The 23,681-nt window shown below is 57.8% G+C and carries 15 protein-coding genes; 6 read left to right on the top strand and 9 right to left on the bottom strand.

The window, feature by feature from the left end; translation table 11 throughout:
- Positions 1 to 312: 312 nt before the first annotated feature.
- Positions 313 to 1,743: an ATP-binding cassette domain-containing protein gene (locus tag ACOYW0_RS11355; protein ID WP_482418548.1), complete on the top strand. Its 1,431-nt coding sequence runs from the start codon at positions 313 to 315 to the stop codon at positions 1,741 to 1,743.
- 228 nt (positions 1,744 to 1,971) lie between these two features.
- On the opposite strand, the gene ACOYW0_RS11350 is transcribed toward ACOYW0_RS11355, so the two are convergent.
- Entirely contained in the window at positions 1,972 to 2,394 is a 423-nt protein-coding gene (locus ACOYW0_RS11350) for an HIT family protein (RefSeq protein WP_482418547.1), read from the bottom strand.
- A 379-nt stretch (positions 2,395 to 2,773) separates the two neighbouring features.
- Here ACOYW0_RS11350 and ACOYW0_RS11345 point away from each other — a divergent pair, with 379 nt between their 5' ends.
- A complete protein-coding gene (locus tag ACOYW0_RS11345) occupies positions 2,774 to 3,271 on the top strand; it encodes a hypothetical protein (RefSeq protein WP_180138131.1) in 498 nt (165 codons plus the stop codon).
- A gap of 239 nt (positions 3,272 to 3,510) precedes the next feature.
- On the opposite strand, the gene ACOYW0_RS11340 is transcribed toward ACOYW0_RS11345, so the two are convergent.
- Positions 3,511 to 5,031, bottom strand: a complete 1,521-nt coding sequence (locus tag ACOYW0_RS11340; protein ID WP_482418546.1) for a sigma-54 interaction domain-containing protein — start codon at positions 5,029 to 5,031, stop codon at positions 3,511 to 3,513.
- Between the two features lie 642 nt (positions 5,032 to 5,673).
- Between ACOYW0_RS11340 and dinB the strand changes: the two genes are divergently transcribed.
- The 3 genes from dinB (at position 5,674) to ACOYW0_RS11325 (ending at position 13,238) form a co-directional block, all read left to right on the top strand.
- The gene (dinB, locus tag ACOYW0_RS11335) at positions 5,674 to 6,846 is read left to right on the top strand and encodes a DNA polymerase IV (protein ID WP_482418545.1); all 1,173 of its coding nucleotides are present in this window, start codon (positions 5,674 to 5,676) and stop codon (positions 6,844 to 6,846) included.
- Positions 6,847 to 7,966: 1,120 nt separating this feature from the next.
- Entirely contained in the window at positions 7,967 to 10,129 is a 2,163-nt protein-coding gene (locus ACOYW0_RS11330; protein ID WP_482418544.1) for a TonB-dependent receptor, read from the top strand.
- Positions 10,130 to 10,481: 352 nt separating this feature from the next.
- A complete protein-coding gene (locus tag ACOYW0_RS11325) occupies positions 10,482 to 13,238 on the top strand; it encodes an efflux RND transporter permease subunit (RefSeq protein WP_482418543.1) in 2,757 nt (918 codons plus the stop codon).
- 532 nt (positions 13,239 to 13,770) lie between these two features.
- Here ACOYW0_RS11325 and ACOYW0_RS11320 read toward each other — a convergent pair.
- The 5 genes from ACOYW0_RS11320 to ACOYW0_RS11300 all read right to left on the bottom strand — a co-directional run bounded on the left by ACOYW0_RS11320 (position 13,771) and on the right by ACOYW0_RS11300 (position 20,706).
- A complete protein-coding gene (locus ACOYW0_RS11320; RefSeq protein WP_482418542.1) occupies positions 13,771 to 14,721 on the bottom strand; it encodes an electron transfer flavoprotein subunit alpha/FixB family protein in 951 nt (316 codons plus the stop codon).
- Positions 14,721 to 15,509, bottom strand: coding sequence for an electron transfer flavoprotein subunit beta/FixA family protein (locus ACOYW0_RS11315; protein ID WP_180138121.1), 789 nt, complete (start codon positions 15,507 to 15,509; stop codon positions 14,721 to 14,723). The genes ACOYW0_RS11320 and ACOYW0_RS11315 overlap by 1 nt, the downstream gene beginning before the upstream one ends.
- 149 nt (positions 15,510 to 15,658) lie before the next feature.
- Positions 15,659 to 17,725 (bottom strand): (Fe-S)-binding protein, encoded by a 2,067-nt coding sequence (locus ACOYW0_RS11310; RefSeq protein ID WP_482418541.1) that lies wholly within the window; start codon positions 17,723 to 17,725, stop codon positions 15,659 to 15,661.
- A 509-nt stretch (positions 17,726 to 18,234) separates the two neighbouring features.
- Positions 18,235 to 20,037: an acyl-CoA dehydrogenase gene (locus tag ACOYW0_RS11305; RefSeq protein WP_482418540.1), complete on the bottom strand. Its 1,803-nt coding sequence runs from the start codon at positions 20,035 to 20,037 to the stop codon at positions 18,235 to 18,237.
- A gap of 78 nt (positions 20,038 to 20,115) precedes the next feature.
- Positions 20,116 to 20,706 (bottom strand): TetR/AcrR family transcriptional regulator, encoded by a 591-nt coding sequence (locus tag ACOYW0_RS11300; protein ID WP_482418539.1) that lies wholly within the window; start codon positions 20,704 to 20,706, stop codon positions 20,116 to 20,118.
- A gap of 343 nt (positions 20,707 to 21,049) precedes the next feature.
- Here ACOYW0_RS11300 and ACOYW0_RS11295 point away from each other — a divergent pair, with 343 nt between their 5' ends.
- Entirely contained in the window at positions 21,050 to 21,709 is a 660-nt protein-coding gene (locus tag ACOYW0_RS11295) for a potassium channel family protein (protein ID WP_482418538.1), read from the top strand.
- Between the two features lie 167 nt (positions 21,710 to 21,876).
- Here ACOYW0_RS11295 and ACOYW0_RS11290 read toward each other — a convergent pair whose 3' ends face one another.
- On the bottom strand, positions 21,877 to 22,539 hold the full coding sequence (locus tag ACOYW0_RS11290) for an amino acid ABC transporter permease (RefSeq protein ID WP_482418537.1): 663 nt from the start codon (positions 22,537 to 22,539) through the stop codon (positions 21,877 to 21,879).
- A 252-nt stretch (positions 22,540 to 22,791) separates the two neighbouring features.
- Entirely contained in the window at positions 22,792 to 23,553 is a 762-nt protein-coding gene (locus ACOYW0_RS11285; RefSeq protein ID WP_482418536.1) for an ABC transporter substrate-binding protein, read from the bottom strand.
- Positions 23,554 to 23,681: the final 128 nt, after the last annotated feature.

The raw sequence follows: 23,681 nt of genomic DNA, 5'->3' as shown, positions 1-23,681 counted from the left end.
TGTGGTGAATATCGGTGTCTTGTCATGTGTTTTTCGGGTTTTGTATTGGTTTAGGGTGGGGTAATGGTGGTTTTACGGTGGGTAATCCCTCTCTGATGGGGTGGAATGGGCAGGCACAACCCGGCTATGGGTGATATCCCTCGATGTACCGGGGGCTCCTGGGGCAGCATGGGCGGAATGGACGGAAAAAGAATCGTACGATACAGCTCAAAACAGCCTCCGGCGGCCCTGCCGGAGGCTTGCAAAGAATCTCCCTTAAAGTTTGGGCCATGGCTGTGCTATATACGCCCCATGGACATGACACTTTCATCCGTGGACTATCGTATCGCTGGCAACGCCTGGCTTCGTGACATAAACCTCACCCTCTCACCGGGGCAGGTATGGGCCGTCACAGGGCCCAACGGCTCGGGAAAATCAGCCCTGGGAACCCTGCTGGCCGGCAAGGCCGAGCCCACCTCCGGGAGCCTCACGGGCATGCCCGAGGCCGTGGGCCACCTCTCCTTTGAGGAGCATCTGGCCACCATTGAGCGGGAAATCCGGGAAGACGACACCGATTACATGGACCGCATCGACCCCGGTCGTTCTGCCCTGGGGTTTATCATGGAGCAGGTGAAGGACGAGCCCAGGGCACGCCTTCTGGGGGAATCCTTTGGCCTGGCGCCCCTGTTTGAAAGGGGCCTGCGCTTTCTCTCCACCGGAGAGATCCGAAAGACCCTCATCTGCCGGGCCCTGATGAAAGAGCCCACCCTCATGGTCCTGGACGATCCTTTTTGCGGTCTGGACAAAGGGGCCACAGCTTCTTTAGGAGAGCGCATCCACGGGTTGTCCCGTGCCGGGGTGACCCCGGTGCTCATTTTGGGGCGAGAAGGGGAGGTAATGCCCTGGGTGACCCATGTGGCTGAGATGAACCAGGGGCGCCTTGTGTACTGCGGCCCTGCAAAAGGGTGGGCCCAAAAGCGACCTGCCAGGGTCGCTTCGGCCCCTGCAGCGCTTTCCGATGCCTGCTTTGTCCCGGCGGAAGACGCCACGGTGTTCATGGAAGGAGAGTCCCTGGTCCGGTTTCAGGACGTGTCCGTGGCCTACAACGGGCGGCCCGTGGTGTCAGGGGTGAGTTTTGCCTTGAGAAAAGGGGAGCACCTCATGATCACCGGCCCCAACGGCTCGGGAAAATCCACCCTGCTCTCCATGATCAACGGGGACAACCCCAAGGCCTATGGCAAAGACATTTCCCTTTTCGGGCGCAGGCGGGGCACCGGAGAGAGCATCTGGGAGATCAAAAAAGAGATCGGTTACCTCTCCGCCGAGTTCCAGATTGGCTACAGAGCTTCTGCCACACCCTTCTCCGCCATCCTTTCGGGCCTTACCGACTCCATCGGCACCTACCGGCGGTTTTCCCCAAAAGAAAAAGAGGCGGCCCTTGCCTGGCTCGACGCCATGAACCTCTCCCATCGCAAAGAGAGCCCCTTACGCAGCCTCTCCTCAGGGGAGCAGCGCATGGTCCTCATTGCCCGGGCCATGATCAAGGCTCCTGCCCTCCTCATTCTGGACGAACCCTGCCAGGGGCTGGACGATGCCAACAGCCGCTTTGTCCTCGACCTGGCCGACCGGGTGGGCATGAGCGGAAAAACCACCCTGATTTACGTCACCCACACCGAGACCGACACCCTCTCCTGCATCACCCACCACCTGCGCCTGACCCCCGACCGGGAAACCGGCAGCACCGCACGGGTGAAACGGGTTTAACAAGGGCCAACGCATGTAACTATTCAGCTCCAAAAAACAGCCTCCGGCGGCAAGGTGTGCCACCTTGAAAGCAGATAGCAGATGTGATTTGCCCCTCGTTCCTCGGGTCAAATCACATCTGCATTTAAAACGGCATTTATGTAACTGTTTTTTTATGACCTGTTTGTTTAGCCCCCGGCAGGGCCGCCGGAGGCAAACATCTCAATGCGTTTGTCCTGCAGGTCACACTCAAGCCGATAGAAAATCGTCGCCAAGCTGTGTTTTGAGGGTGCTGATGAGCTCCTGTGCCTCGGTATCGGTGTAGGGCTCAGCGCCGGGGGCTCCCCAGACCGGTGCGGGCCAGCAGTAGTCGGAGGCAAAGCGGCCCACCACGTGGATATGGAGCTGGGAGACGACGTTGCCGATGGCTGCCACGTTGAGTTTTTCTGCGCCCAGGCTCTCTTTGGTGAGGCGGGAAAGGGTGCAGACCGCCTTGTGCAGGGCCTCCTGAAGGGGGGGCTCCAGCTCGTAGAGCTCGGTCTTGTGGGTGGGGGGCACAAGGATGAACCAGGGGACCTTTTTGTTGTTCATGAGAAGCAGGCAGAGCCCGTTTAAAGTACCCAGGGTGAAGCAGTCATGGTCCAGTCGGGGGTCGAGGGAAAAGTCGGTCATGGGGATCTCCGATAAATAAAGGGTGAACGGCTGGCCCAAAAGGTACCCCGAATTCAGGGCAAAGATCAACGGCAGCCATGTGGCTTAAGGGATGTGTCATGGGGAGGAACGTTTGTGTTTGCTGGTATTTTGACTTTAAAGCAGGGGTAAAGCTAAGGGGAAAACCAGCCGAAAAGGGGAATGTGGGGCTGGGTGTTGCGGTCCCTTTAAATCAACCTCCCCCTTTGCCGCTCAGCCCCAGCGGGGCTGAGCGGCAAAAGGGGAGGTGACCGGAACGTTTTTGCGGGGCTTTTTTTAAAAGCGGCCCACCGGAGGCGTAACCGGCAAGTGATGCTCTGATTCGGGTGGATCTATAATGACGCAGCGTGGGAGAGAGGTGATGGCACAACCCGGGTGGATCCGATATCGGTTTTTGATGATGGTGCTGGGGGCCTGCCTGATGGCCTCCTGTGTGGCGCGGGTGGAGCCTGTGGACAGGCGACAGGCCTATCTGATGTCCCGGCAGATCCACAAAGAGGAGCAGTTTCTGGAGGTACGCCCCTTTCTCTCCCAGTTCGGGGACATCCCGGTACCGGGCGAACTCTATGAGGTGGCCGAGCACACCCTGCTGATGGAGACCCGGGGCGAGAAGACCGGGCTTATCGTCTACACAGGGCGGGTCCTGAAAACCTCCCTGGAAATCTTTTTCAGGGCCGAGCTCAAGAAGAGGGAGTGGACCCTGGTGACGGCCTGCGCCTCCGAGCCCTCCACCGTGCTTCTTTTCAACAAGAAAACCCGCTGGTGCGTTATCATCCTCGACGCGCGGGGGCCCCACACCGATGTCCGCATCGGAGTCTCCCAGGACCTGGGCCTTGCCCCGCGCCTTGTGGGCCACTGAAGAACAAATCGCTTTATCAAAAAATAATGCCGCAGTGAGTTACCCGGAATTCAAGGGGCAACGCTCTGCGGCATTTTTTTTGAAAGGTTTGGTAAGCAGATTTTGTAAATAGTCAGTTGCCTCCGGCGGGTCGTTTTGTTGATGGACCCGCTTTAAATAAATCAGGCAAACGGTTGGCCTCCGGCAGGGCCGCCGGAGGCAACGATGAACTGAATCGTTGCCCAGATTTTAAGCAAGCCCTATCTGTAATCCTTGTAATGAATATCGTATTTCTGGGCCTTGTAGGAGAATTTCCTGACGGTGGTGCCCAGCATCTGGGCGGCGGCGGTGATGTTGCCCCGGGTGTTCTTGAGGGTATCGATGATCATCTCCCGCTCCAGGTTGGCCGTGGCCTCTTCCAGGGTTTTGGCCGGCAGGGTGCCGGACTCGGTGCCGGTCTGGAGGGTGGGCGGCAGGTGGTAGCCGTGGATTACCCCTTCGTTGCAGAGGAGAACGGCCCGTTCAATGCAGTTTTCCAGCTCCCGGACGTTGCCCGGCCAGTGGTAGCTCATGAGCATGTCGATGCCCGGGGTGGAGATGCGCCGGATCTCCTTTTCGTTCTCCTTGGCGTACTTTTCCACAAAGTAGTCGGCCAGAAGGAGGATATCGGTTTTGCGCTCTTTCAAAGGGGGAAGGAAAATGGGGAAGACGTTGAGTCGGTAGTAGAGGTCCCCCCGAAAGGTCCCCTCGTCCACGGCCTGTTCCAGGTTTTTGTTGGTGGCCGCGATGATCCTGACGTCGCTTTTGAAGGTGCGGTGGCCCCCCACCCGCTCGAACTCTTTCTCCTGCAGGGCCCGTAAGAGCTTCACCTGCACATCGAGGCTGATGGAGCCGATCTCGTCCAGAAAGAGGGTTCCCTTGTGGGCCAGCTCGAATTTTCCCTGCTTCTGGTTGATGGCGCCGGTAAAGGCGCCCTTTTCATGGCCGAAGAGCTCGCTTTCGATGAGGTTCTCGGGCAGGGCCGCGCAGTTGACCTTGATAAAGGGGTGTTTGGCCCGGTTGGAGTTGTAGTGGATGGAGTTGGCCACCAGCTCTTTCCCCGTTCCGCTCTGGCCCCTGACCAGCACGGTGGCGTTGCTCTTGCACACCTGGGAGATCATCTGGTAGACCTCCCGCATCTTGTTGGAGTTGCCGATGATGTTGGTGAACCGGTACTTGTTCTCCAGCTCCGTGCGCAGGCGGGTGTTCTCTTCCTTGAGCTTTTCCTTTTCCCGGTTGATCCTCTCCAGGTTGATCACATGGGTGGCGATCATGGTGGCCACCACCGAGAGGATCTCCGTGCCTTCGGTGAGGGAAAAGCTTGCCTCAAAGGGCCGGTCCACGCTCAGGGCGCCGATGACCCGCTTTCCCTTGATGACCGGCACGCAGAAGAAGGAGTACTCCACCCCGTTGTGCTTACGGGAGGCGGTGCGGTCCAGAAAGAGAGGCTCTTCGCTGATCTTGGGAATGGCAACGGGCTCGCCTTTTTCAAAGACGGTGCCGGTGATCCCTTCACCGGGCCGGTACTTGCCCTTGCGCATGGCGCTCTTGGAGAGGCCGTGGGCCACCTCGATGTTGATCTCGTTACGCCTGGAGTTCAGGAGCGTGATGGTGCCCCGCTCCATATCCATCCCCTCTTCCAGGATGTTCAGCACATTGTACAGGGCGTTTTTGAGGTCGAGGTGCTCGTGGAGGGCTTTGCTGATTTCAAAGAAGAGTCTCGTTTCGTTCAGGCGTTTCATGCCGTCTCCCAAAGGCTCTGAAATGGCATCGACTCCCCGGCAGGGCCGAGGGGGGCTGCCTTTTGATAAGGGGGCCGGGCGACAGGCCTTTTGCCTGCCGTCGGGCGGGGGCGGCTGACTGAAGGCGTCTCCTTCCCGAGTCGCCGCCATGGGTCAGTGATAGGGAAAAACCGGGGTGAAGGCAACAAATTTGTAATTTTTGGCGACTAAATTTCAAGGGGCCGGAGCACGGAATATCCGGCGTCTTTAGGGGTAGACGGTGAAACAGATGGATCCTCTGTAATTTTAAACGGTTCTTGATGAGCGTGCCCCTGGCGCTCTGTCGGCTCATTGTCATCACCGGGTACCGGTGGAGGGGAATGTCGGTGTTGTCAGTTGTGGTGAGCATGCTCCGTCAGGAATTTGGTTCCCTTTTTGGATATGATATAAGATATCTGATATATTATATATCATTACCCAATGCAGTGCTCGGTTTCTCCAGGGCCAACGCATTTGGATTTTTGCCTCCGGCGGCCCTGCCGGTTTCCCCACCCCGTGTTGAAAAGCAAAGGGGGCGGTGCTACCTTAATATGTGTGCAGGCAGGAGGGCGGGCTCGCCTTGGCTCCACGCCTTTTTCTAATGATCGTTTACGGGAATCCGGCATGATTCTTCACCTTGACATGGATGCGTTTTTCGCCGCAGTGGAACAGTTGGACCATCCCGAGCTGCGCGGGCAGCCCGTGGTGGTCTCCGGCCACTCCGCCCGGTCCGTGGTGTCCACGGCAAGCTATGAGGCCCGTCGTTTCGGGGTGCATTCGGCCATGCCCCTTTATGAGGCCTTGAAGCTCTGCCCCCATGCCCGGGTGGTCCCCGGCAACCGGCGGCGCTACAAGGAGATCTCTGCCCGGGTTTTTTCCATTTGCCGGGAGTACACCCCGTTGGTGGAGCAGGTCTCCATCGACGAAGGTTACCTTGATGTCAGCGGGTGCCAGGGCCTCTTCGGTCCTCCCGAGACCATCGCCCGCACCCTTCGAAAGCGGGTGGCCGAGGAGACAGGCCTCACCTGCAGCGTGGGCGTGGCCCCCTTGAAATTTCTGGCCAAGGTCGCCTCGGACATTAACAAGCCCGACGGCATGTACGTGATCTCTCCCGAAGCCATGGACGCCTTTCTCGTGGCCCTGCCCGTGAAAAAGGTCCCGGGGGCGGGCAAGCGGACCGTGGCCCTCCTCGAAGAGCTGGGCATCCGGACCCTGGGAGATGTCAGGCAGTACCCTGCCCAGGCCCTTACCAACAAGATGGGATCTGCCGGTGAGCGCCTCACTGCTCTGGCCTGGGGACAGGACCGCTCCCAGGTGTCGGCCGAGGCTGACGAAGCCAAGAGCATCAGTAGCGAGACCACCCTGGATAAGGACACCACCGACCCGGCCCTTGTCCACACCCGTTTCCTCGCCCAGGCCGACGAAGTGGCAGCCCAGCTCCGCCGCAAGGGCCTTTTTGCAAGGCGCGTGGCCATCAAGCTTACCTTTGCCGACTTCCGGCGCATCACCCGCCAAACCACCCTGAACACCCCCACCCACCTCTCCGGCCGCATCTACGAAGAAGCCGTGGCCCTTTTCAACAGGGAATGGAAAGGCCAGCGCATCCGCCTCGTGGGTCTCGGCTGCTCCCAGCTCACCCACGACGAATCCGCAGCCCCCAGCCAGCTGGACCTCTTCGGCCAGGTCGCCCGCCGCCAGGCCCAGGACGACGGCTGGGAAAAGGTGGAGCACAGCGTGGATGCCATCCGTGAAAAATTCGGAAAATATGCTGTCACCCGGGCCCGGGTGAAAAAATAAAAAAGCTGACGATTCAGCTTGCCTCCGGCGGCCAGCTTTTTGAAAAAAGCTGGACCAAAAACGTTTCGGTTGCATCCCTTTTTTCTCATCCCAGCGAAGCTGAGGGAAATAAGGGCTTAAAGAGCCGCTGAGTCCAAAGCATATGGCTCATCAATGTCAGAGACACAACCGGAATCCCCCTTAAGACCTGTTTGTGAAACCCAGTCTATAAAATTGGCAAAAATTTGACCTCAGCAGGGCCACCGTAGGTTTTATTGGCCTGAGTAGCCGAAAACAAGAAAGGTTGTGGGGATGTCCCTGCCCAGAAGTAAGGGCAGGGACATCCATGATCCCAACGGAACTGGACTTCGGGCAGCGGAGTCCGTTTTCAGATCCGTTGGGGGCCCGGCGCCAGAAGCTGGAGGAGAGTTTCACCTCCATGGCCCGTTCCGGTCACCGAGGACATCGACACACTTCTTATTCGAGGTCTTTTTCCCTTCTCTGATGAGGTGAGCCGTGGAGGGCGGCTTCGTGGGAGGAAGGGGTTTGGAGCCGGTGTGGTGTGACCCGTTCTCAGGAGGACTGTTCCGGCCTGTTTGAACGTGTTGCGTCTCTGGTGTTTGACTTGTGAGGGGTGTGAAAACATCGGAAAATAAATTTTGGTTTTTTAGATAAAAGAAAACATAACACGACGATGACTGGTGACTCACGGCTTGAAAGTTCAGCTTCTATAAGCTTGTAAATGTTGTGTCAATTAATTTTTTTCGATTGCAGTATAAAGTTAGGGAGTGCAAAAAGAAGCAAAAGGGCCAATGGTCAAAAAAAGTTTGACTTTTCAAACTTACCCCTCTACCGTGTCCGATAATTTGGGGTGCCTAATTTTATTTGGCGCCCAGAGTTAGCAGCGGAGTGTTCATCGTTGTTTTTCAAGTCATCATAGAAAGGGGTGTCGTCATCCGGCAGCCACTGTGCCTTTTTCCGGCCCGAAAGGTACAGAATCAGGGTCGCCGTATTACCTCGCGTGCCTCTTTCAATGGGTGACCTGAATTTTTCGGTCATGGACCCTGTTGCCACGTCGCCATATGGCGGTGGCATAGAGCCTCGGCCAGTTATGAGTGCTATTTCAGGAGTTGTTTCAGACATGAAGTTGAGGAGTGTGATGGTTGCCGGTACCCTTATCGGCCTGATGTGTTCATCCGGTGCGCTGGCAGTTGAAGGGGAGCAACAACCCAATGGAGGCAAAGACACCGTCAAAGAGTTTCAGATGGAAAACAGTACGGTTACCGGTGAATATATCGAGATAGAAGCCATCAGCAGCACGAAAAATATCAAGGTGATTACCAGGGCGGACATGGAGAATAAGGGCTATGAGAGCCTCTCCGAGGTTTTAGATGATGTTCCGGGCATCAACGTGAATAAGACCGGGTACGGAGAAATTGATATTCGAGGGCAGGGGAGCCGCACCGCCAGCCGCAACATCCAGATCATGGTGGACGGGGCGCCCATTGGAGTGCTTACCCAGCACCCCTTCAAAACCGACTACAACATCATTCCCGTCGATCAGATCGAAAAGATAGAAATCATTGAAGGTGGCGGGGCTGTTTTGTACGGTAGCGGCACCGCAGGCGGAGTCATTAATATCACAACGAACCTGAAGGGGATGAACAAGCCCCAGACCTCCGCAGGGTATGAGTACGGCTCTGAGAATGAGCACCGCTGGTTCGCCAACGTTGGTTTTCAGCCTTCGGATAAACTGGTTCTCCAGGCCAACTACTCTGGAGAAAATTCGGATCTTTACTTCAAGAACACCTTCAGAAAGAGTGATTATTTTGGGTTGGGTGGTGCCTACCGGCTCACGGACAATCAGATTCTCTCTGTGAAGTACACCCACTTTGAAGAGGAAGGGGACTATGTCTACAACGTAAACAAAGAAAAACTGAGGGAGGAGGGCAGACAGTATGTCCCCACTAAGAGAAGAGTCATCGTTGCCTACGATGAGGTGACGGGGGATTACACCTTCAAGGATGTGGATGGGTACAACCAGAGCGACAGGGAATCCAACGGCTTTAAGGTAGCCCACAGCATCAATTTTACAGACAACCTTTCTCTTATGACAGACCTTGTCTCCCAGGAGGGGACATTCCGAAACACCCACTATGAGACAAAGGATACGGATTATGAGAGCTTAGGGGCCAAGCTTAAGCTGAACTGGCGCTACGGTGATCAGCAGAATCTTTTGGTGGGCGTGGACCGTATCCATCAGGAATCGACCTTCGAAGAGTATCAGCACAGTAAGAAGGCAAGCCTCTCTTTCAATTACGAGAAAGATGTCCAGGCCCTTTTTATTCACAACAAAAGTCGTCTTGGCAGTTTCGAGTTTACCCAAGGGGTGAGGTGGGACGCCACGGATTGGGAGACCACCAAGCCCGAGGGGTCGGGAAGCAAGTTTGCAGGCACATCGTCCACCTTCGACAACGAACGGCGAAATGAAGCCTATGAGTTGTCGTCCGCCTGGCTCTATTCCGACACGGGACGCCTTTTTGCCAGGTACGAGCGGGGGTTCACAACCCCCGACGGCATTCAGATAACCGACGATGTGTACGTGGACAGCAAAACGCGCATCTTCCAGCCCACGGAAGCCGAAGACGAGATCTACGACACCTATGAAATCGGTATGAGGGATTATTTTCTCAACACCTTTCTCTCTGCCATCGCCTACATCACCACCACGGACAATGAGCTCAATCGCGTTAAGGTTGTCAATGACATCGGGGCCGCCAGCTGGAAAAAAGATCGGAAGACTCTGAACCTTCTGGAGACGGAACGCTACGGCGTGGATGTATCCGCGGAACACGTGTTTGGCCGGTTGACGCTTTCGGAAAGCTACGCCTGGTCCATGGGCAAGACCGATTACAACAGCAAGGGGAAAGCCATTATCGATGCAGGCAAGAAGATCGACTGGACCGACAGCGGCCTGGAAAAGGTTCCTGAGCACAAGGTGGTCCTCACCGCAGATTACGATCTGACCCCGCAGTTGAGCGCTGGGATGACGTATAAGTATACCGGCGGGTATAAAAACTATTTCGATAAAGGGGATAAACCCGAAGACGACCTGGTGGACAGTTACGAGCTCACGGACCTGAGCCTGCGCTATGCCATGAAGGGGGGGCTTACCCTCTATGGTGGGGTCAACAATCTGTTCGACGAAACGTATTACCGCTATGTTTCCAGCGGGAGCAGCTCGTCAACAGTCTGGCCTGCCTTTGGTCGTACCTGGTACATTGGGGCCAGGTACACCTTTTAGATCCGGGGTTGTCGTTTTTACTTTGTAAAATATTTTCTCGATGCACCCGCATTTCGCTTTGGTCACCCTTCGGGGAGGTCAAAACGAAGCGTGGGTGCGAACATGTCACACCCCACGCGAATGCTTTGAAAATGGTTGCATGAAGTCTACCGCCATGCATTCGCCACAGGGTTCCCAGGTGCGCCCCCACCTGGCCGCCGGAGGCTGGCCATTTTTCTGTTGGTTGTGCCTTTGGCGGTGAGGCATCTGTTTGGCCCTGAGAGGGCTGTTTTATTTTGTCCTTTTGTTTTACCTGTCGTACAAATAGTGGGTGATCAACGGTATCTGCTCTTTCTCGACACAGGTGAAATTTATGAGACGCTACATTCGATTTGTTATTGCTCACCCCCTTCTCGTTCTGGGGGTGCTTGCCATCATCACGGCCTACCTGGCCCCTGGCCTGGGGCTTCTGACTTTCAACAACGCCCTGGAGGCCTTTATGCCCCGGGACGATCGCGACTACCTTCAAAACGAAGCAACCAAGGAGATCTACGGGGACAACAGCCGGTTTTTTATTATCGAGGTGTCCGGCAAGGCCATGACCCCTGTTTTTTTTGGCCGGGTGGAGAGCCTGGTGGAGGACCTTGAGGCCTACAAGGACTACCCTTCCGTGGAGATGGACGCAGGTCTAAAGCGCTTGACGGCCCTGGCCCAAGAGACCCCGGACTCTGCCGAGGCCCTTCTGGAGGACCTTTCCCCATGGCCCCTGTTCCAGCGCCTGGTGGCCCGCAAGCTGGATGCGGGCCAGCCCTTGGATACCGAGGCTCTGGATGCCCTTGTCCTGTCCGTGAAAGAGAGCCTGGCCCTCATGGCCGAAGCCCCGGTGAAGCGGGTGGTCTCCCCCATGAGTGTTTCGGATATCCGTGCCGAGGGCGACGACTTGTTCACGGGCAAGCTCCTGGAAGAAGACGATGACGGAAAGCGGATCATGCCGGCAACCGGGGAAGAGGTGTCGGCTGTTTTGGAGCGCATGCGGGCCAACCCGGCCTTTCGCCACGGGATCTACGCGGAAAACGCTCAAGGGGAGATCACGGATTTCGGCATCGTGGTGACCTTCAGCAAGCGTCCCCGGGTGGATCGTATCTCCCGGGAGGTTATTGCCATCTGTGAGGCCCAGCAGGACCTCAAGGTGATGCCCCAGGGCTCCCCTGTGGTAAACGTGCGGTTCAACACCTACATGCAAAAGGACCTTCGCCGGTTTCTGCCCCTGGTGGTGCTGGTAATGGGGGTGACCTTTTTCATCAACTTCAGGTCCCCTTTGGGGTTTCTCCTGCCCCTGTGTTCCCTGGTGCTTTCCACGGTGTGGATCATGGGGCTCATGGGGCGGTTTGGTTACTCCATCACCCCTTTGGGGATCTCCCTTCCTCCCCTCATGGTCTCGGTGGGCAGCTCCTATGCCATCCACATCTACAACCAGTTTCTTGCAGACTCCCGGCTCATGGAGGAGAAGGGGTTTTCCGAGGGGCTCTGCCTTGCCATGGAGCACATCAGCCAGACCGTTCTTTTTGCCGGGGTGACCACCATGATCGCCTTTGCCACCCTTGCCACGAGCCGCCTGTCCGCGGTGCGGGAGTGGGGGCTCCTTTCGGCCGTTGGCGTGGTCTTCTCCGTGATCCTGGCGTCCTCCCTTATCCCGGCCATTCTCACCCTGGTGGGCAAGGTGCCCCAGGCGCCCGTGAGAAAACGCAGACGCCACCCCGTGGACCGCTGCATCCACCTTTTTTCCTGGCTGGTGACCCGGCATCCCCGAAAGGTGGTGGCGGGCACCCTTTTTGTCCTGGGGCTTTGTGTGGTGGGCATGTACCGCCTGGAGGTGGAGTCCGATTTTCTCCTCTATTTTAAGAAAAACGACGAGATCCGCGTGAGCGCCCGGGCCGTGGGAGAGAAGTTCAAGGGACGCTCCGGCTTCAACCTTCTGATCGACAGCGGAACCCCCGGCGGGGTCCTGGACCCGGCTTTCCTGAAACAGGTGGAGGCCATCCGCCGGGAGCTGACCCGGCCGGAGCGTGCGGACTGGTGCATCGGCCGCACAGATTCCCTCACCGATTTTCTCATGGTGATGCACCGGGCCATGAACGGGGACGACCCGGCCTTTTATCGCCTGCCCGATTCCGCAGGCGATGTGCTGGACTATTTTGAGATCTACGGGGGCGAAGACGACAACGACGACGGCAGGCCCGATGAGTTCGAGGCCTATGTGGACCCGGACTGGCAGGTGATGAACCTGTTGTGCCGCCTCTACAGTGGGGACGGGGCCTCGGTGGGCACGACCCGCACCGGCCGGATCATGGGTGAGATCGAAGCCTGGCTGGACAACTCCTTGCCCGAAGGGATCACCGCCCACATCACCGGGTTTCCCAAGATCGACGTCAAGGTCACCGATTACATTGTAAAGGGCCAGCTCTCCAGCCTCCTGTTGAGCCTGGCCGTGATCTTCGGCATTGTCCTGGTCAGGTTCCGATCGGTGCACGCCGCCTTGCTCTCCATGGTGCCCATGGGGGCTGCGGTGATGATCAACTTCGGGATCATGGGCTGGTTCGGAGTCCACCTGGACATGCTCACCAGCATTATCGCCTCCATCACCATCGGCATCGGGGTGGACGACACCATCCATTTTCTCCTGGCCTACCGCCACCACGCCAAAGCCAATCTCTCCAAGGAGGAGTCTTTGCTGCGCACCCTGGCCGTGTCGGGCCGGGCCATCAGCTACACCTCCCTGGCCCTCGTGGTGGGCTTTCTCGTGCTGGCCACCTCCAACTTCGTGGCCGTGGTCCTCTTTGGCCTGCTCATGGCCGTGACCATGACCGCCACCACCATCGGGGCCCTTCTGGTGCTGCCCTCCCTGATCCTTCTTACCGGGTTCTACCCCCGGCCTGCCGTGGCCAAAGGGATTGCACCCAAAAAGGTGGACCGCCTCATCTCCCTGTTCCGATCCCTTGAAAACAGGCCCGGCGGCCCCCAACGCACCGTGGACCCGAACCTCCCCGAACAGAGCGAAGAGGCCTACCAGAAGGAACAGGCCGCCTGGCTTGCCGAGGTGAAAAAGAGGAAAGAGAAGAACGGAAAATAAAAGCGATGCCTCCGGCGGCGAGGTGAGCCACCTCGAAAGCTGATTGCCCTTGCGCTTCGCCCCTCGTTCCTCGGGCCAAAGCGCAAGGGCCTTCGACTCGGGCTTCGCCCGACATAAACGCCGATCGTTTGTGCTGACTGGCTCACAAGCTTCGATGTCACAGGATACGTTATCGAAATCCGTTGATGATCAGCTTTAACCGGCCAGCCTTCGATGCACGGAAGCGGCTCACACTCCGGAAAAGATGGAGTCACCCGTGATGCGTAGGGTGCATTTATGCACCAGGGCGAATGTCTCTCAGCTGTCGAATTGAGACGGACCATGGCCGCCGGTATGTACCATGGTGGGTATGACACTTTTTCTCCCTCTGCGAACCATCCAATGCCCCCGTCTTTCCCCCTGTTGCGACTTATGGAGAGAGGGGCCCTGCTGGCAGTGGTATCCCGCCAAACACAAAAAGGGCGCATCGACATGGTCGATGCGCCCTTTGGCTTTTCAGGTCAGAGAGCGGGGGCACGTCCCCGCAAGTCTCTTAGAGGTCGTTGACGGCCTCGGTGAGTTCGGGGAGGAACTCGAGGATGTCGGCAACGATACCCACGTCCGCCACCTGGAAGATGGGGGCGTTTTCGCTCTTGTTGATGGCGATCATGAAGCCACCCTTGATGCCGCCCAGGTGCTGGAAGGAACCGCTGATGCCGCAAGCAAGGTAAACCTTGGGCTTGACGGTGCAACCGGAGGTACCAACCTGACGTGATGGCTCGAGCCACTTGGCGTCGACGATGGGACGGGAGCAGGAAACTTCGGCGCCTGCGCCGAGGGCTTCGGCCAGCTCGTGGGCCATCTCGATGTTGTCCTCGTCTTCGATACCGCGGCCGATGGAGACGAGCAGGTCGGCTTTGGTGATGTCCACGTCGCCAGCCTCGGGCTCAACGATTTCGATGAACTTGCGCTTGGCGGACAGATCGCCGGCAGCAGCAGCTTCTACGCTGCCGCCAGCGGACTTGGACTCGTCGGCTGCGAAGGTGCCGGGGCGAAGGGCCACGACAGCGCCGTTGGAAGCGTCCACGTCCACGTGGGTGTTGACTTCGCCGCCGAACTCCTGGCGTACGGTCTTGAGGGTGGTGCCGTCGGCTTCGAGACCGATGATGTCGGAAACGTAGGCAGCATCCATCTTGATGGAAAGGCCGGGGGCGCAGTCCATGGCGAAGGTGTTGTTGGCGAAGAGGACGATGGACCCTGCGGGGATGACGGTGAGCAGGGCTTTGCGAACCACTTCGGCGTTGGGGTAGGCCAGGGCGGCGTCGTCAATTTTGATGACTTTGGGGAAGATCTTGGCGGCTTCGTCGGCCACGGCGTCGATACCGGAACCGGTGACGATGGCGGTGACATCATCGCCTACGGCCTTGGCAGCCACGACCAGTTCCATTGCAGAATCATCAAGAACGCCATCGGTGTGTACCAAATATGCAAATACCTGTGCCATTACTGCAGCCCTCCATTCGCCTTAAGGATTTCGATGAGTTTTTCGATGATCTCCTCGTTGCTTCCTTCAAGCATCTCAGCGCCATCACCGGCCTCGGGAACGAAGTAGTCGGCCTTCTTGACCTTGGCACCGGCTTCGCCTACGGCGGCGGCGTCAACGCCCAGATCGGCAGCGCCGAACTCGGGGATTTCAACACCGGAGACCTGACGGATACCGCGGATACCCACGTAACGGGGCTCGTTGATACCGGTCTGGATGGAGAGAACGCAAGGCATTTCGATTTCGTTCATCTCCTGGTTGCCGCCCTCGATCTCACGACCGACGGTGAGCTTGCCGTCACCGGTTTCAATTTTGTTGACCAGGGACGCATAGGGGTAGTCGAGCATGGCGGCGAGCATGCCGCCCACAGCGCCGGCCCCTTCGTCGGCCTGGGCGCCGGTGAAGATGAGGTCGTAGTTGCCTTTGTCCACGCAGCCCTTAAGAATGGTGGCCACGCCTTTGCAATCGGAACCCTCGAAGGCGTCGTCGGTCAGGAGGATGCCTTTGGCAGCGCCCATGGCCATTTCACGACGGAGCACTTCGTCGGACTCGTCATCGCCAACGGTGACAACCGTTACGGTGCCGCCGACCTTGTCAACAATCTGAATGGCTTCTTCGACAGCGTAGTTGTCCCATTCGTTTACGGAGAAAACCAGATCGTCACGCTCGATGTCGTTGCCTTCGGCGTTCATTTCGATCTCGTTTTCAGCCGAGTCGGGAACTCTTTTGACACATACTAAGATTTCCATGTTATTCCTCCCAAAAAGTTAATATATACCCGAATCTTGACAATCTCGTATCTGGTGCGCCGTCAAGGGCTTACGCCCTGTGGGCGGATAGAGGCACATGATTCACAGGAATATACATGGGGCCGCCCGCGCGGCCCCATTTTGGTTGACTACTTTTCCATGTGCTGCTCAATGAGCTCGGTGAGCTCGATGGCTTCCAGCTGATCGTCGAGACCAGCCACCTTGATGGCGTCTTCCATGTTGACCATGCAGAAGGGGCAGGCACAGACGATGACGTTGGCACCGGCTTCGTGGGCCATCTGGACCCTCAGCACGGCCATGCGCTCTTCTTCATGGGGCTCGTAGAAGAGCATGAGCCCGCCGCCGCTGCAGCAGAGGGAGCGGTCTCGGTTTTTCTCCATTTCTACCATCTGAAGGCCCGGAATGGCGGCCATGGCGTCACGGGGATCATCGTAGATGCCGTTGTGGCGGCCCAGATAGCAGGGATCGTGATAGGTGTAGACCTTGGAGGGGTCTTCCACCGGCTTGAGCTTGATGGTGCCGTCCTTGACCTTTTTAACGATGACCTCGGAGATGTGCTCCACGGGGAGATCCAGCTCGGGGTAGTCGTTCTTCAGGGCGTTGTAGGCGTGGGGGTCGGAGGCGATGATCTTCTTGGCCCCGGACTCGTTGATGGCTTCGACGTTCTGCTCTTTCAGCTGCTGGAAGAGCATCTCTTCACCGAAACGGACCACCTCGTTGCCGCTGTCCTTCTCCTGCTTGCCGAGAATGAAGAAGTCTTCTTCGGCGGCGTCCAGGATCTTGGAGGTGCACTTGGCGATGTTGACCATGCGGTCGTCGTAGCTGGTGATGGAGTCCACGAAGTAGAGGGTGTCGGTGGTGTCACCGTTGTCCATGACCTTGACACTGCACTCTTCGGCGAACTCTTTGTCCTTGGTCCAGTCCGCGCGCTTCTTCTCCACTTTACCCCAGGGGTTGCCTCGCTTGCCGAGGGCCTTCATGGGTTTCTGGAGGGTCTGGGGCACTTCGCCTTCGTCCACCAGGCCGCGGCGCAGGTCGACGATCTTGTCGATGTACTCGATGCCCAGGGGGCACTCCTGCTCGCAGGCACCGCAGGTGGTACAGGACCAGATCTCGTCGGCGGTATAAATGGAGCCGATGAGGGGCTCGCTCTTTTTCAGCTCACCGCGCAGGGGATAGTTCTTGAACATGTAGTCCCTTGCCTTGATGGTGATAAAGCGCGGGGAGAGGGGACGACCCACCAGGTTGGCCGGGCACTGGTCGGAGCAGCGTCCGCAGTCGGCACAGGTGTAGAAGTCCAGCATGTGTTTCCAGGTAAAGTCTTCGATCTTCTTGACACCGAAGGATTCCAGCTCGTCGAGCCCTTCGGCGGTGATGCCGTAAACCACGGGCTTGATGTTCCCGCGCTGGACGCGCATGAAGAGCACGTTGAACAGCGAGGTGATGACGTGGAAGTGTTTCCCCAGGGGCAGGAAGCAGAGGAAGAAGAAGAAGAGGGTGTTGTGGCAGTAGTAAGCCAGAACGTGGAGGAACTGCAGCAGGCCGTGGGGCGCGCTGGCAAAGACCTTGGAGAAGAACCAGGCCAGGGTCAGGGGAGCCAGGAAGGCCTCGTGACCGGCTGCCACCAGAACCGCTTCAAACAGGCTCTCGGTGAGCATCAGGCCCATGATGATGCAGCAGACGAACACTGCCTCGGCGGTGTGGTCGTGGCCGTACTTCTCGGGCACCGCGTAGCGGGCGGGCTTGAACACGCCGCGGCGGATGGCCGCCACGAGACAGGCAAAGAAGACGGTGGTGGCCGCGTAGTCCTTCAGGACGTTGTAAACAGCGCCCAGGGGCTGATCCGGAGCCAGCCCGGGAAGGGCAAAATCCGGGAACATCCCTATGACCACAAGGGAGCAGGTCCGGAGCGCCAGGGTCAGGAACCCGAAGAAGATCAAGATGTGGAGCACGCCGGCGAACATGTAGCGGGGCTGTTTGATCTGTCCCAGCCAGACGACCAGAACGTTTTTAAGCCGCGCCGGAATGTTACCAAACCGGCTGTTGTCAGGTGCCGCCTTGACGAGGGGGGCCAGACGTTTTGCGATGATGTAAGCAAAGATACCCACACCGACAACCACATAGAGAAACGAAATCAGCCATCCTGGGATAAATCCCAAAATCATTGAATGGGCAGGTGAAATAAGATGTTCCATACTTAGCTTTCCCTCTCTCCCTTAGTTGAAATGATACAATATCCTCAAACAGCACATAGTAATCGTGCCATTTTACTCCATAATTAAAATGAATAACCCTTCAAATGTAAATGACAAACACGGTTCCGTCAAGTAAAAAAGCTTTCACCATTTCAATCGTAAGCTTTATTGGGTAATTACACCCTTTCCTGTCAGGAATGCAAAGGTTTTGTGTCAATCCGTCTTTCCCCGAAAGAAAAGTAGGAGAGTGAGATAAATGTTCCTTGGTTGTGCAAAAAATCGAGATAAGCGAAAGGGCGTTTTCGGGCATTTCATGGGAAGAAATGCAAGAAAAACCCGCCTCGCCGGGTCCCCACCCGGAAAATGAATGGAGCATGTTTGTGCCGGTTCGCTTATGCCGTTTTTTTCAATGCTTACCTCCCTTGGGGCGGTTGGCGGAGAGGGGCCCGGGAACGCCGCCCCCCTCCGCGTCAGCCTGTGGCACCGTGTGCCGCACCGTTAGGGCGTCGTTAGCAGATGAACGACTCCTCGGCGATGTCCACGATGGCGCTGTTGGTGGCCTTGATCATCTCCATCTTGCCTTCGGTGACGGGGAGCACGCAGCCGGTGAAGAAGTCGAGGCTCTTGATCTGGCCTTCGTAGAAGGGGATGTCCTTCTTCTTGGCCTTTTCAAGGCCCTTGGCCGCGGAGGTCCCTCGCCAGAGGAGCATCCAGGCCATCACCACGTCGCCGGTCACCTCCAGGAAGGGGTGGGCGTAGGCAAAGGCGCTCTGCACCTTCTCGCTCATGGCGGTTTTGCCCATGTGCATGGCCAGCTCGCCGAGTTTCATGAGGGAGGCCTCCACCTTGGCGGCAAAGGGGGCCAGTACCTCGTACTCTTTGGCCGCGGCCACGGTTTTGCCGATCTCGCCCATGAGGTCCATGAAGACCTTGCCCTTTTTCATGCCGAGCTTGCGGCCGAGCAGGTCCATGGCCTGGATGCCGTTGGTGCCCTCGTAGATCATGGTGATGCGGCAGTCGCGCAGGAGCTGGGCCACGGGGTACTCTTCGATGAATCCGTAGCCGCCGTAAACCTGAACGGCGTGGCTGCACATCTCAAAGGCACGGTCCGTGACATAACCCTTGGCCACCGGGGTGAGGATCTCGATGAGGCCCTCGTACATGGCCTTGGTCTCTTCGTCTTCGGCCACGTGGGTGTAGTCCCGCAGCAGGCCCATGTAGTAGATGGTGCTTCGCATGGCCTCCACGTAAGCCTTCATGGTGAGGAGCTGGCGCCGAACATCCGGGTGCTGGATGATGGGCACACCGCCGTCCTTGGGCTTGGTGAGGTTGGCCCCCTGGACCCTCTGCTTGGCGTAGTCCAGGGCGTACATGTAAGCGGCGGTGGCGCAGGCAAAGCCCTGCATGCCCACGTGGAGGCGCGCCTCGTTCATCATGAGGAACATGTGGGCCATGCCCTTGTTCTCTTCGCCGATGAGGGTGCCCAGGCACTGGCCCTTGCCGCCCAGGGTGAGGGAGCAGGTGCAGTTGCCGTGGATGCCCATCTTGTGCTCGATGCCGGTGCAGACAACGTCGTTGAAGGCGCCCAGGCTGCCGTCTTCGTTGACGAGGTACTTGGGCACGAGAAAGAGGCTGATGCCGCGGGTACCGGCGGGTGCCCCTTCGATGCGGGCCAGGACCGGGTGGATGATGTTGTCCACCATCTCGTGCTCGCCGCCGGAGATGAAGATTTTGGAGCCGCTGATGGAGTAGGTGCCGTCATCGTTCTTCTTGGCCACGGTCTCCAGGGCCCCCACGTCGGAGCCTGCGCAGGGCTCGGTGAGGAGCATGGTGCCGCCCCACTCACCGGTGTAGAGTTTTTTCAGGTAGGTGGCCTTCTGCTCGTCGGTGCCGAAGGACTCCACGAGCTTGCCGGCGCCGTGGGTGAGGTTGCCGTACATCATGAAGGGGTAGTTGGCCCCGTTGAAGTACTCGGCGGCTGCCTGGCCCACCACGTGGGGCATGCCCTGGCCCCCCCACTTGGGATCTTCGGTCATGGCCAGCCACTCCCCTTCGTTGAAGAGGTCGTAGACGCGCTTGAAGGAGTCGGGCACGATGACCTTGCCGGCATCGAAGGTGCACCCCTGCTCATCCCCGTCCTTGTTGATGGGGAGAAGCTCTTTGACGGCCAGGTTGCGCGCTTCGTTGACGATCATGTCCACGGTTTTTTTGTTGAACTCGGCAAACCTGTCGTTTTTGCTTAAGTTGCCCACCTCGAACTGTTCATGCAGGACAAACTCCACGTCCCTGCGCTCTGAAATGACTTGAGCCATGTTTCCTTCTCTCCTTAGAACCTAATGTTGTTAAAGGCGCGGCCAAGATGGCCCCGCCGTTCTCTTTCATGTGGTCGGTTACGACTCGGTGTTGCCGATGCCCCGCATGTACAGGTCCACCAGGGGGTCGGCCATGGAGGCCAGATCGTAACGGCCGCCGGCCAGGACCCAGGTGTTGATGACCTCTTCCACGGCCCCTAAGATGAAGCGCTTGACCAGGCCGAGGTAGAGGTCTTTGCGCATGCACCCCTCCTCCTGTCCCTTCTCCACGATCTCTCCCACCAGGTTGCGGTACTGCTTGGAGATCTGGTTTATCTGTTCGGTGAGGGCGTCTGATTTTCTTACCTGACGGGACTCGGCCTGGAAAACCACGGCCAGCCCCTTGTCGGCCTGGAAGGCGGTGAGCTGGTTCCGGATCAGGCTGCGGAGCTTCTCTTCGGAATGATCGCAATGGGCCACGGCATCGTAGAACTGGTCAAAAATCTGCTTGGCACGAAACGAGAAGATCTGGAGGAGGATGTCCTCCTTGTTCTTGAAGTAGAGGTAGATGGTGCCGTCGGCAACACCGGCTTCCCGAGCGATCTGAGCCACGGTGGTCTGGTAGTAGCCCTGCTTGGCAAAGACGGTGATGGCTGCTTCTATGATAAGATGATATTTGTCTGATTTCATATGGTTCCAGTTGATACGCCTGGGAATTTGGGGGAAAACCGACTCCCCGGTTGATTATGAATGAATGCCCATTCAATACTATGAGAAATGGCGCATTTTTGTCAAGGCAATTTCTTATGATCCCTGTGTCTCCGTTGTTAAATCAGCGTGATACGAGAGGCGAGTATTTTATTTGGCGGCATGGAAATTGCTTTTATAACTAAGGTCCGGAAAAGGAACACAGAAACGGTATCGGCCCGGGGGCCTGGAGGGCCTGTGCTGGAAAAAGGGACCCAGGAAGGGTATAAGCGAAAAGGGGCCGCCTTTGAGCGGCATGGATCAACCAAGGGAGACGAATATAAGGATGAAACAGTTTGCGGTCATCGGCATTGGAAGCTACGGATGGTACCTGGCCTGTCACCTCTATGAAAAGGGCCATGAAGTCCTGGCAATCGACGCGGACGCAGGTCTGGTCCAGAAGATCAAGGGGCACGTGAGCCGGGCCCTGGTGGCCGACACCACGGACCCGGAGGCCATCGCCGGCCTGGGCCTTGCCGAGATGGACCGGGTGGTGGTCTGCATCGGCTCGATCCTGAGCAACTCCATTCTGACGGTGCTGAACCTTCAGGAGCTCGGGGTCACCAACCTCATGGCCAAGTCCATCAGCGAGCCCCATACCCGGATTCTCCACAAGATCGGTGTGGGGGAGGTCTTTTTCCCGGAAAAGGACCTGGCCATCTCCATGGCCGAAAAACTCCACACCCCGGACATGCTGGATTACCTCCCCTTCATCGAGGGCCACGGCATCGTGCAGATGGCCGTTCCCGCCCCCTTTGTGGGCAAGAGCCTCAAAGAGCTTAACCTCATCAACCGCTTCGGGGTGCAGGTGGTGGCCATCAAGGAGTTCGTGCCGGAGAAGATGCACATGATCCCCACCGCGGATTTTATCCTCAAGGAGAGCGACATGATGGTGCTTCTGGGGCCGGATGCGAGCATTGAGAAGATCAGGAAGGTGAGGGGGTGAAAGGGAGAAAGGGCAAAAGGGGAAAGGCAAAAGGCTAAAGAGCAGGGTGGCAAGGGGGTTAAGCTGTCTCCTGCCTTGTGCCGAGCATGTGCGACTCTGGGGCTGTAGCCCCTTGCCGCCGGAGGCGTTGTCTTGTCCTTCTAAGAAAAGGCGTTTCTCTTCCCGCATCAGGCTGCGGGGGAAAACGCCTTTTGTTGTTCCAGGCGCCTGGAGAGGCGGGAAACCGCGTAGATGAGGGCAAAGTAGAGGAGGCCCACGGCAAGGTAGACCTCAAAGGCACGGAAGGTGCGGGTGTAGATGAGCTGGCTGGCCCGGGTGAGTTCGGTGATGGCCAGCACCGAGACCAGGGAAGACTCCTTGAGGGTGGCTGAGAAGGCATTCACCAAAGGGGGGGTGGCCGTTCGGAGGGCCTGGGGCATTACCACGTAGCCCAGGGCCTGGAGGCGGGAAAGGCCCAGAGCCGTGGCCGCTTCCTTTTGGCCGGAAGGCACGGAAAAAAGGGCACCCCGGATGATCTCGGAGATGTAGGCCCCGCCGTTGAGGCCCAGGCCCAGGACCCCCGCCGCAGTGCTGGACAGGGTGATGCCGACGGACGGCAGGCCGTAGTAGATAAAAAAGAGCTGGATGAGAAGGGGCGTGCCCCTAAACATCTCCACATACGGGGAGAGAAGCCTTCTGAACAAGGGGCTCTCTGAGCGGAGGACCCCCACCCCGATGCCCAGGGCCAGGGCCAGGATAAAGGCGGCTGCCGAAAGGCCCAGGGTTACCTTGAGCCCGTCCATGAGAAGGGGCCAGCCCCGCTGCAGCACGTCAAATTGAAAGCCTTCCATTGTATGTGACTCCTGTAACGATTGCGAAAATTGACACGTGGTAACATCGTCTCTTGTGACTTCGAGGCGTGTGAGTCAGCCCGCACAAACCCTCAGCGTTTCTGTCGGGCGAAGCCCGGGCCGAAGGCCATTGCGCTTTGGCCCGAGGAACGAGGGACAAAGCGCAATGGCAATAAGCTTTCGAGGTGGCTCACCTCGCCGCCGGAGGCAGGCTTTTCTTGCCGACTTTAACCATAGAAGGCATGCTTTTGATTACATGGCCAGCCAGCGGTCATGGATGGCGGCGTATTCGCCGCTTTCTTTCAGGCGGCCAAGGGCTGCGTTGACCTCACCGGTGAGGGCATCGGCGCCTTTTTTCATCACGGCCACGATCTCAGCTTCAGCCAGGGGCGCGCCCACCACCTTAAAGGAGGGGTCTACCTTGTTCTGGCGCAGGGCGTAGGTGATGCCCACCAGCACCGCGTCGATGCGGCCGAACTTTAAGTCGGCAAAGGCCTCGGGGTTGTAGTTGTATCGCTTGAGGCTCTTGAACCGCTCTTTCATGCCGTCGGCCAGCTGCTCGCTGCCGGAGCCCACCTGAACCCCCACGGTTTTGTCCGAGAGGTCGGCAAGGCCTTTGATGTCCTTGTTTTTGGCGCTGACCACGATGACGTCTGCCAGGCGGTAATAGACGTCGCTGAAGTTGGCGTTGGCGTGGCGGGCCTCGGACTTGGACATGCAGGTGAGGAGCATGTCAAAATCCCCCTTGCCCAGGCCGCCCAGGAGTCCCTGCCATTCAGCGTCCACAAAGCGCACCGACACCCCCATCTCCTTGGCCAGGGCTCTGGCCAGGTCCACGTCAAACCCTTCAAAGGTACCGTTTTCAAGGTTTTTGGACTCAAAGGGGGGGTACTGGGCGCAAAAGCCCACCACCACTTCCTTCTGGGACCGGACCTTTTCCAAAGATCCGTCGGATGCCAGGGCAACGCCGCTGATAAAAAGTGACGCAAAAAGCGCAGATATGATTCGTTTCATGGGTTTCTCCTTTTTGATGCCTCCGGCGGCCCTGCCGGGGGCCAAACTTTTGAAAAGTTTGATAAACAGGTTTTAACATCGGTTTTTCAAGGCTCTGCCGAAACCGTTTCGACAGCTTGGTGTGTAGG

The sequence above is a fragment of the Desulfoluna sp. HI9BLuna genome, from assembly GCF_056829775.1.
The sequence above is the reverse complement of the archived record's forward strand: the minus strand, read 5'-3'. Positions and strand labels throughout refer to the sequence as shown.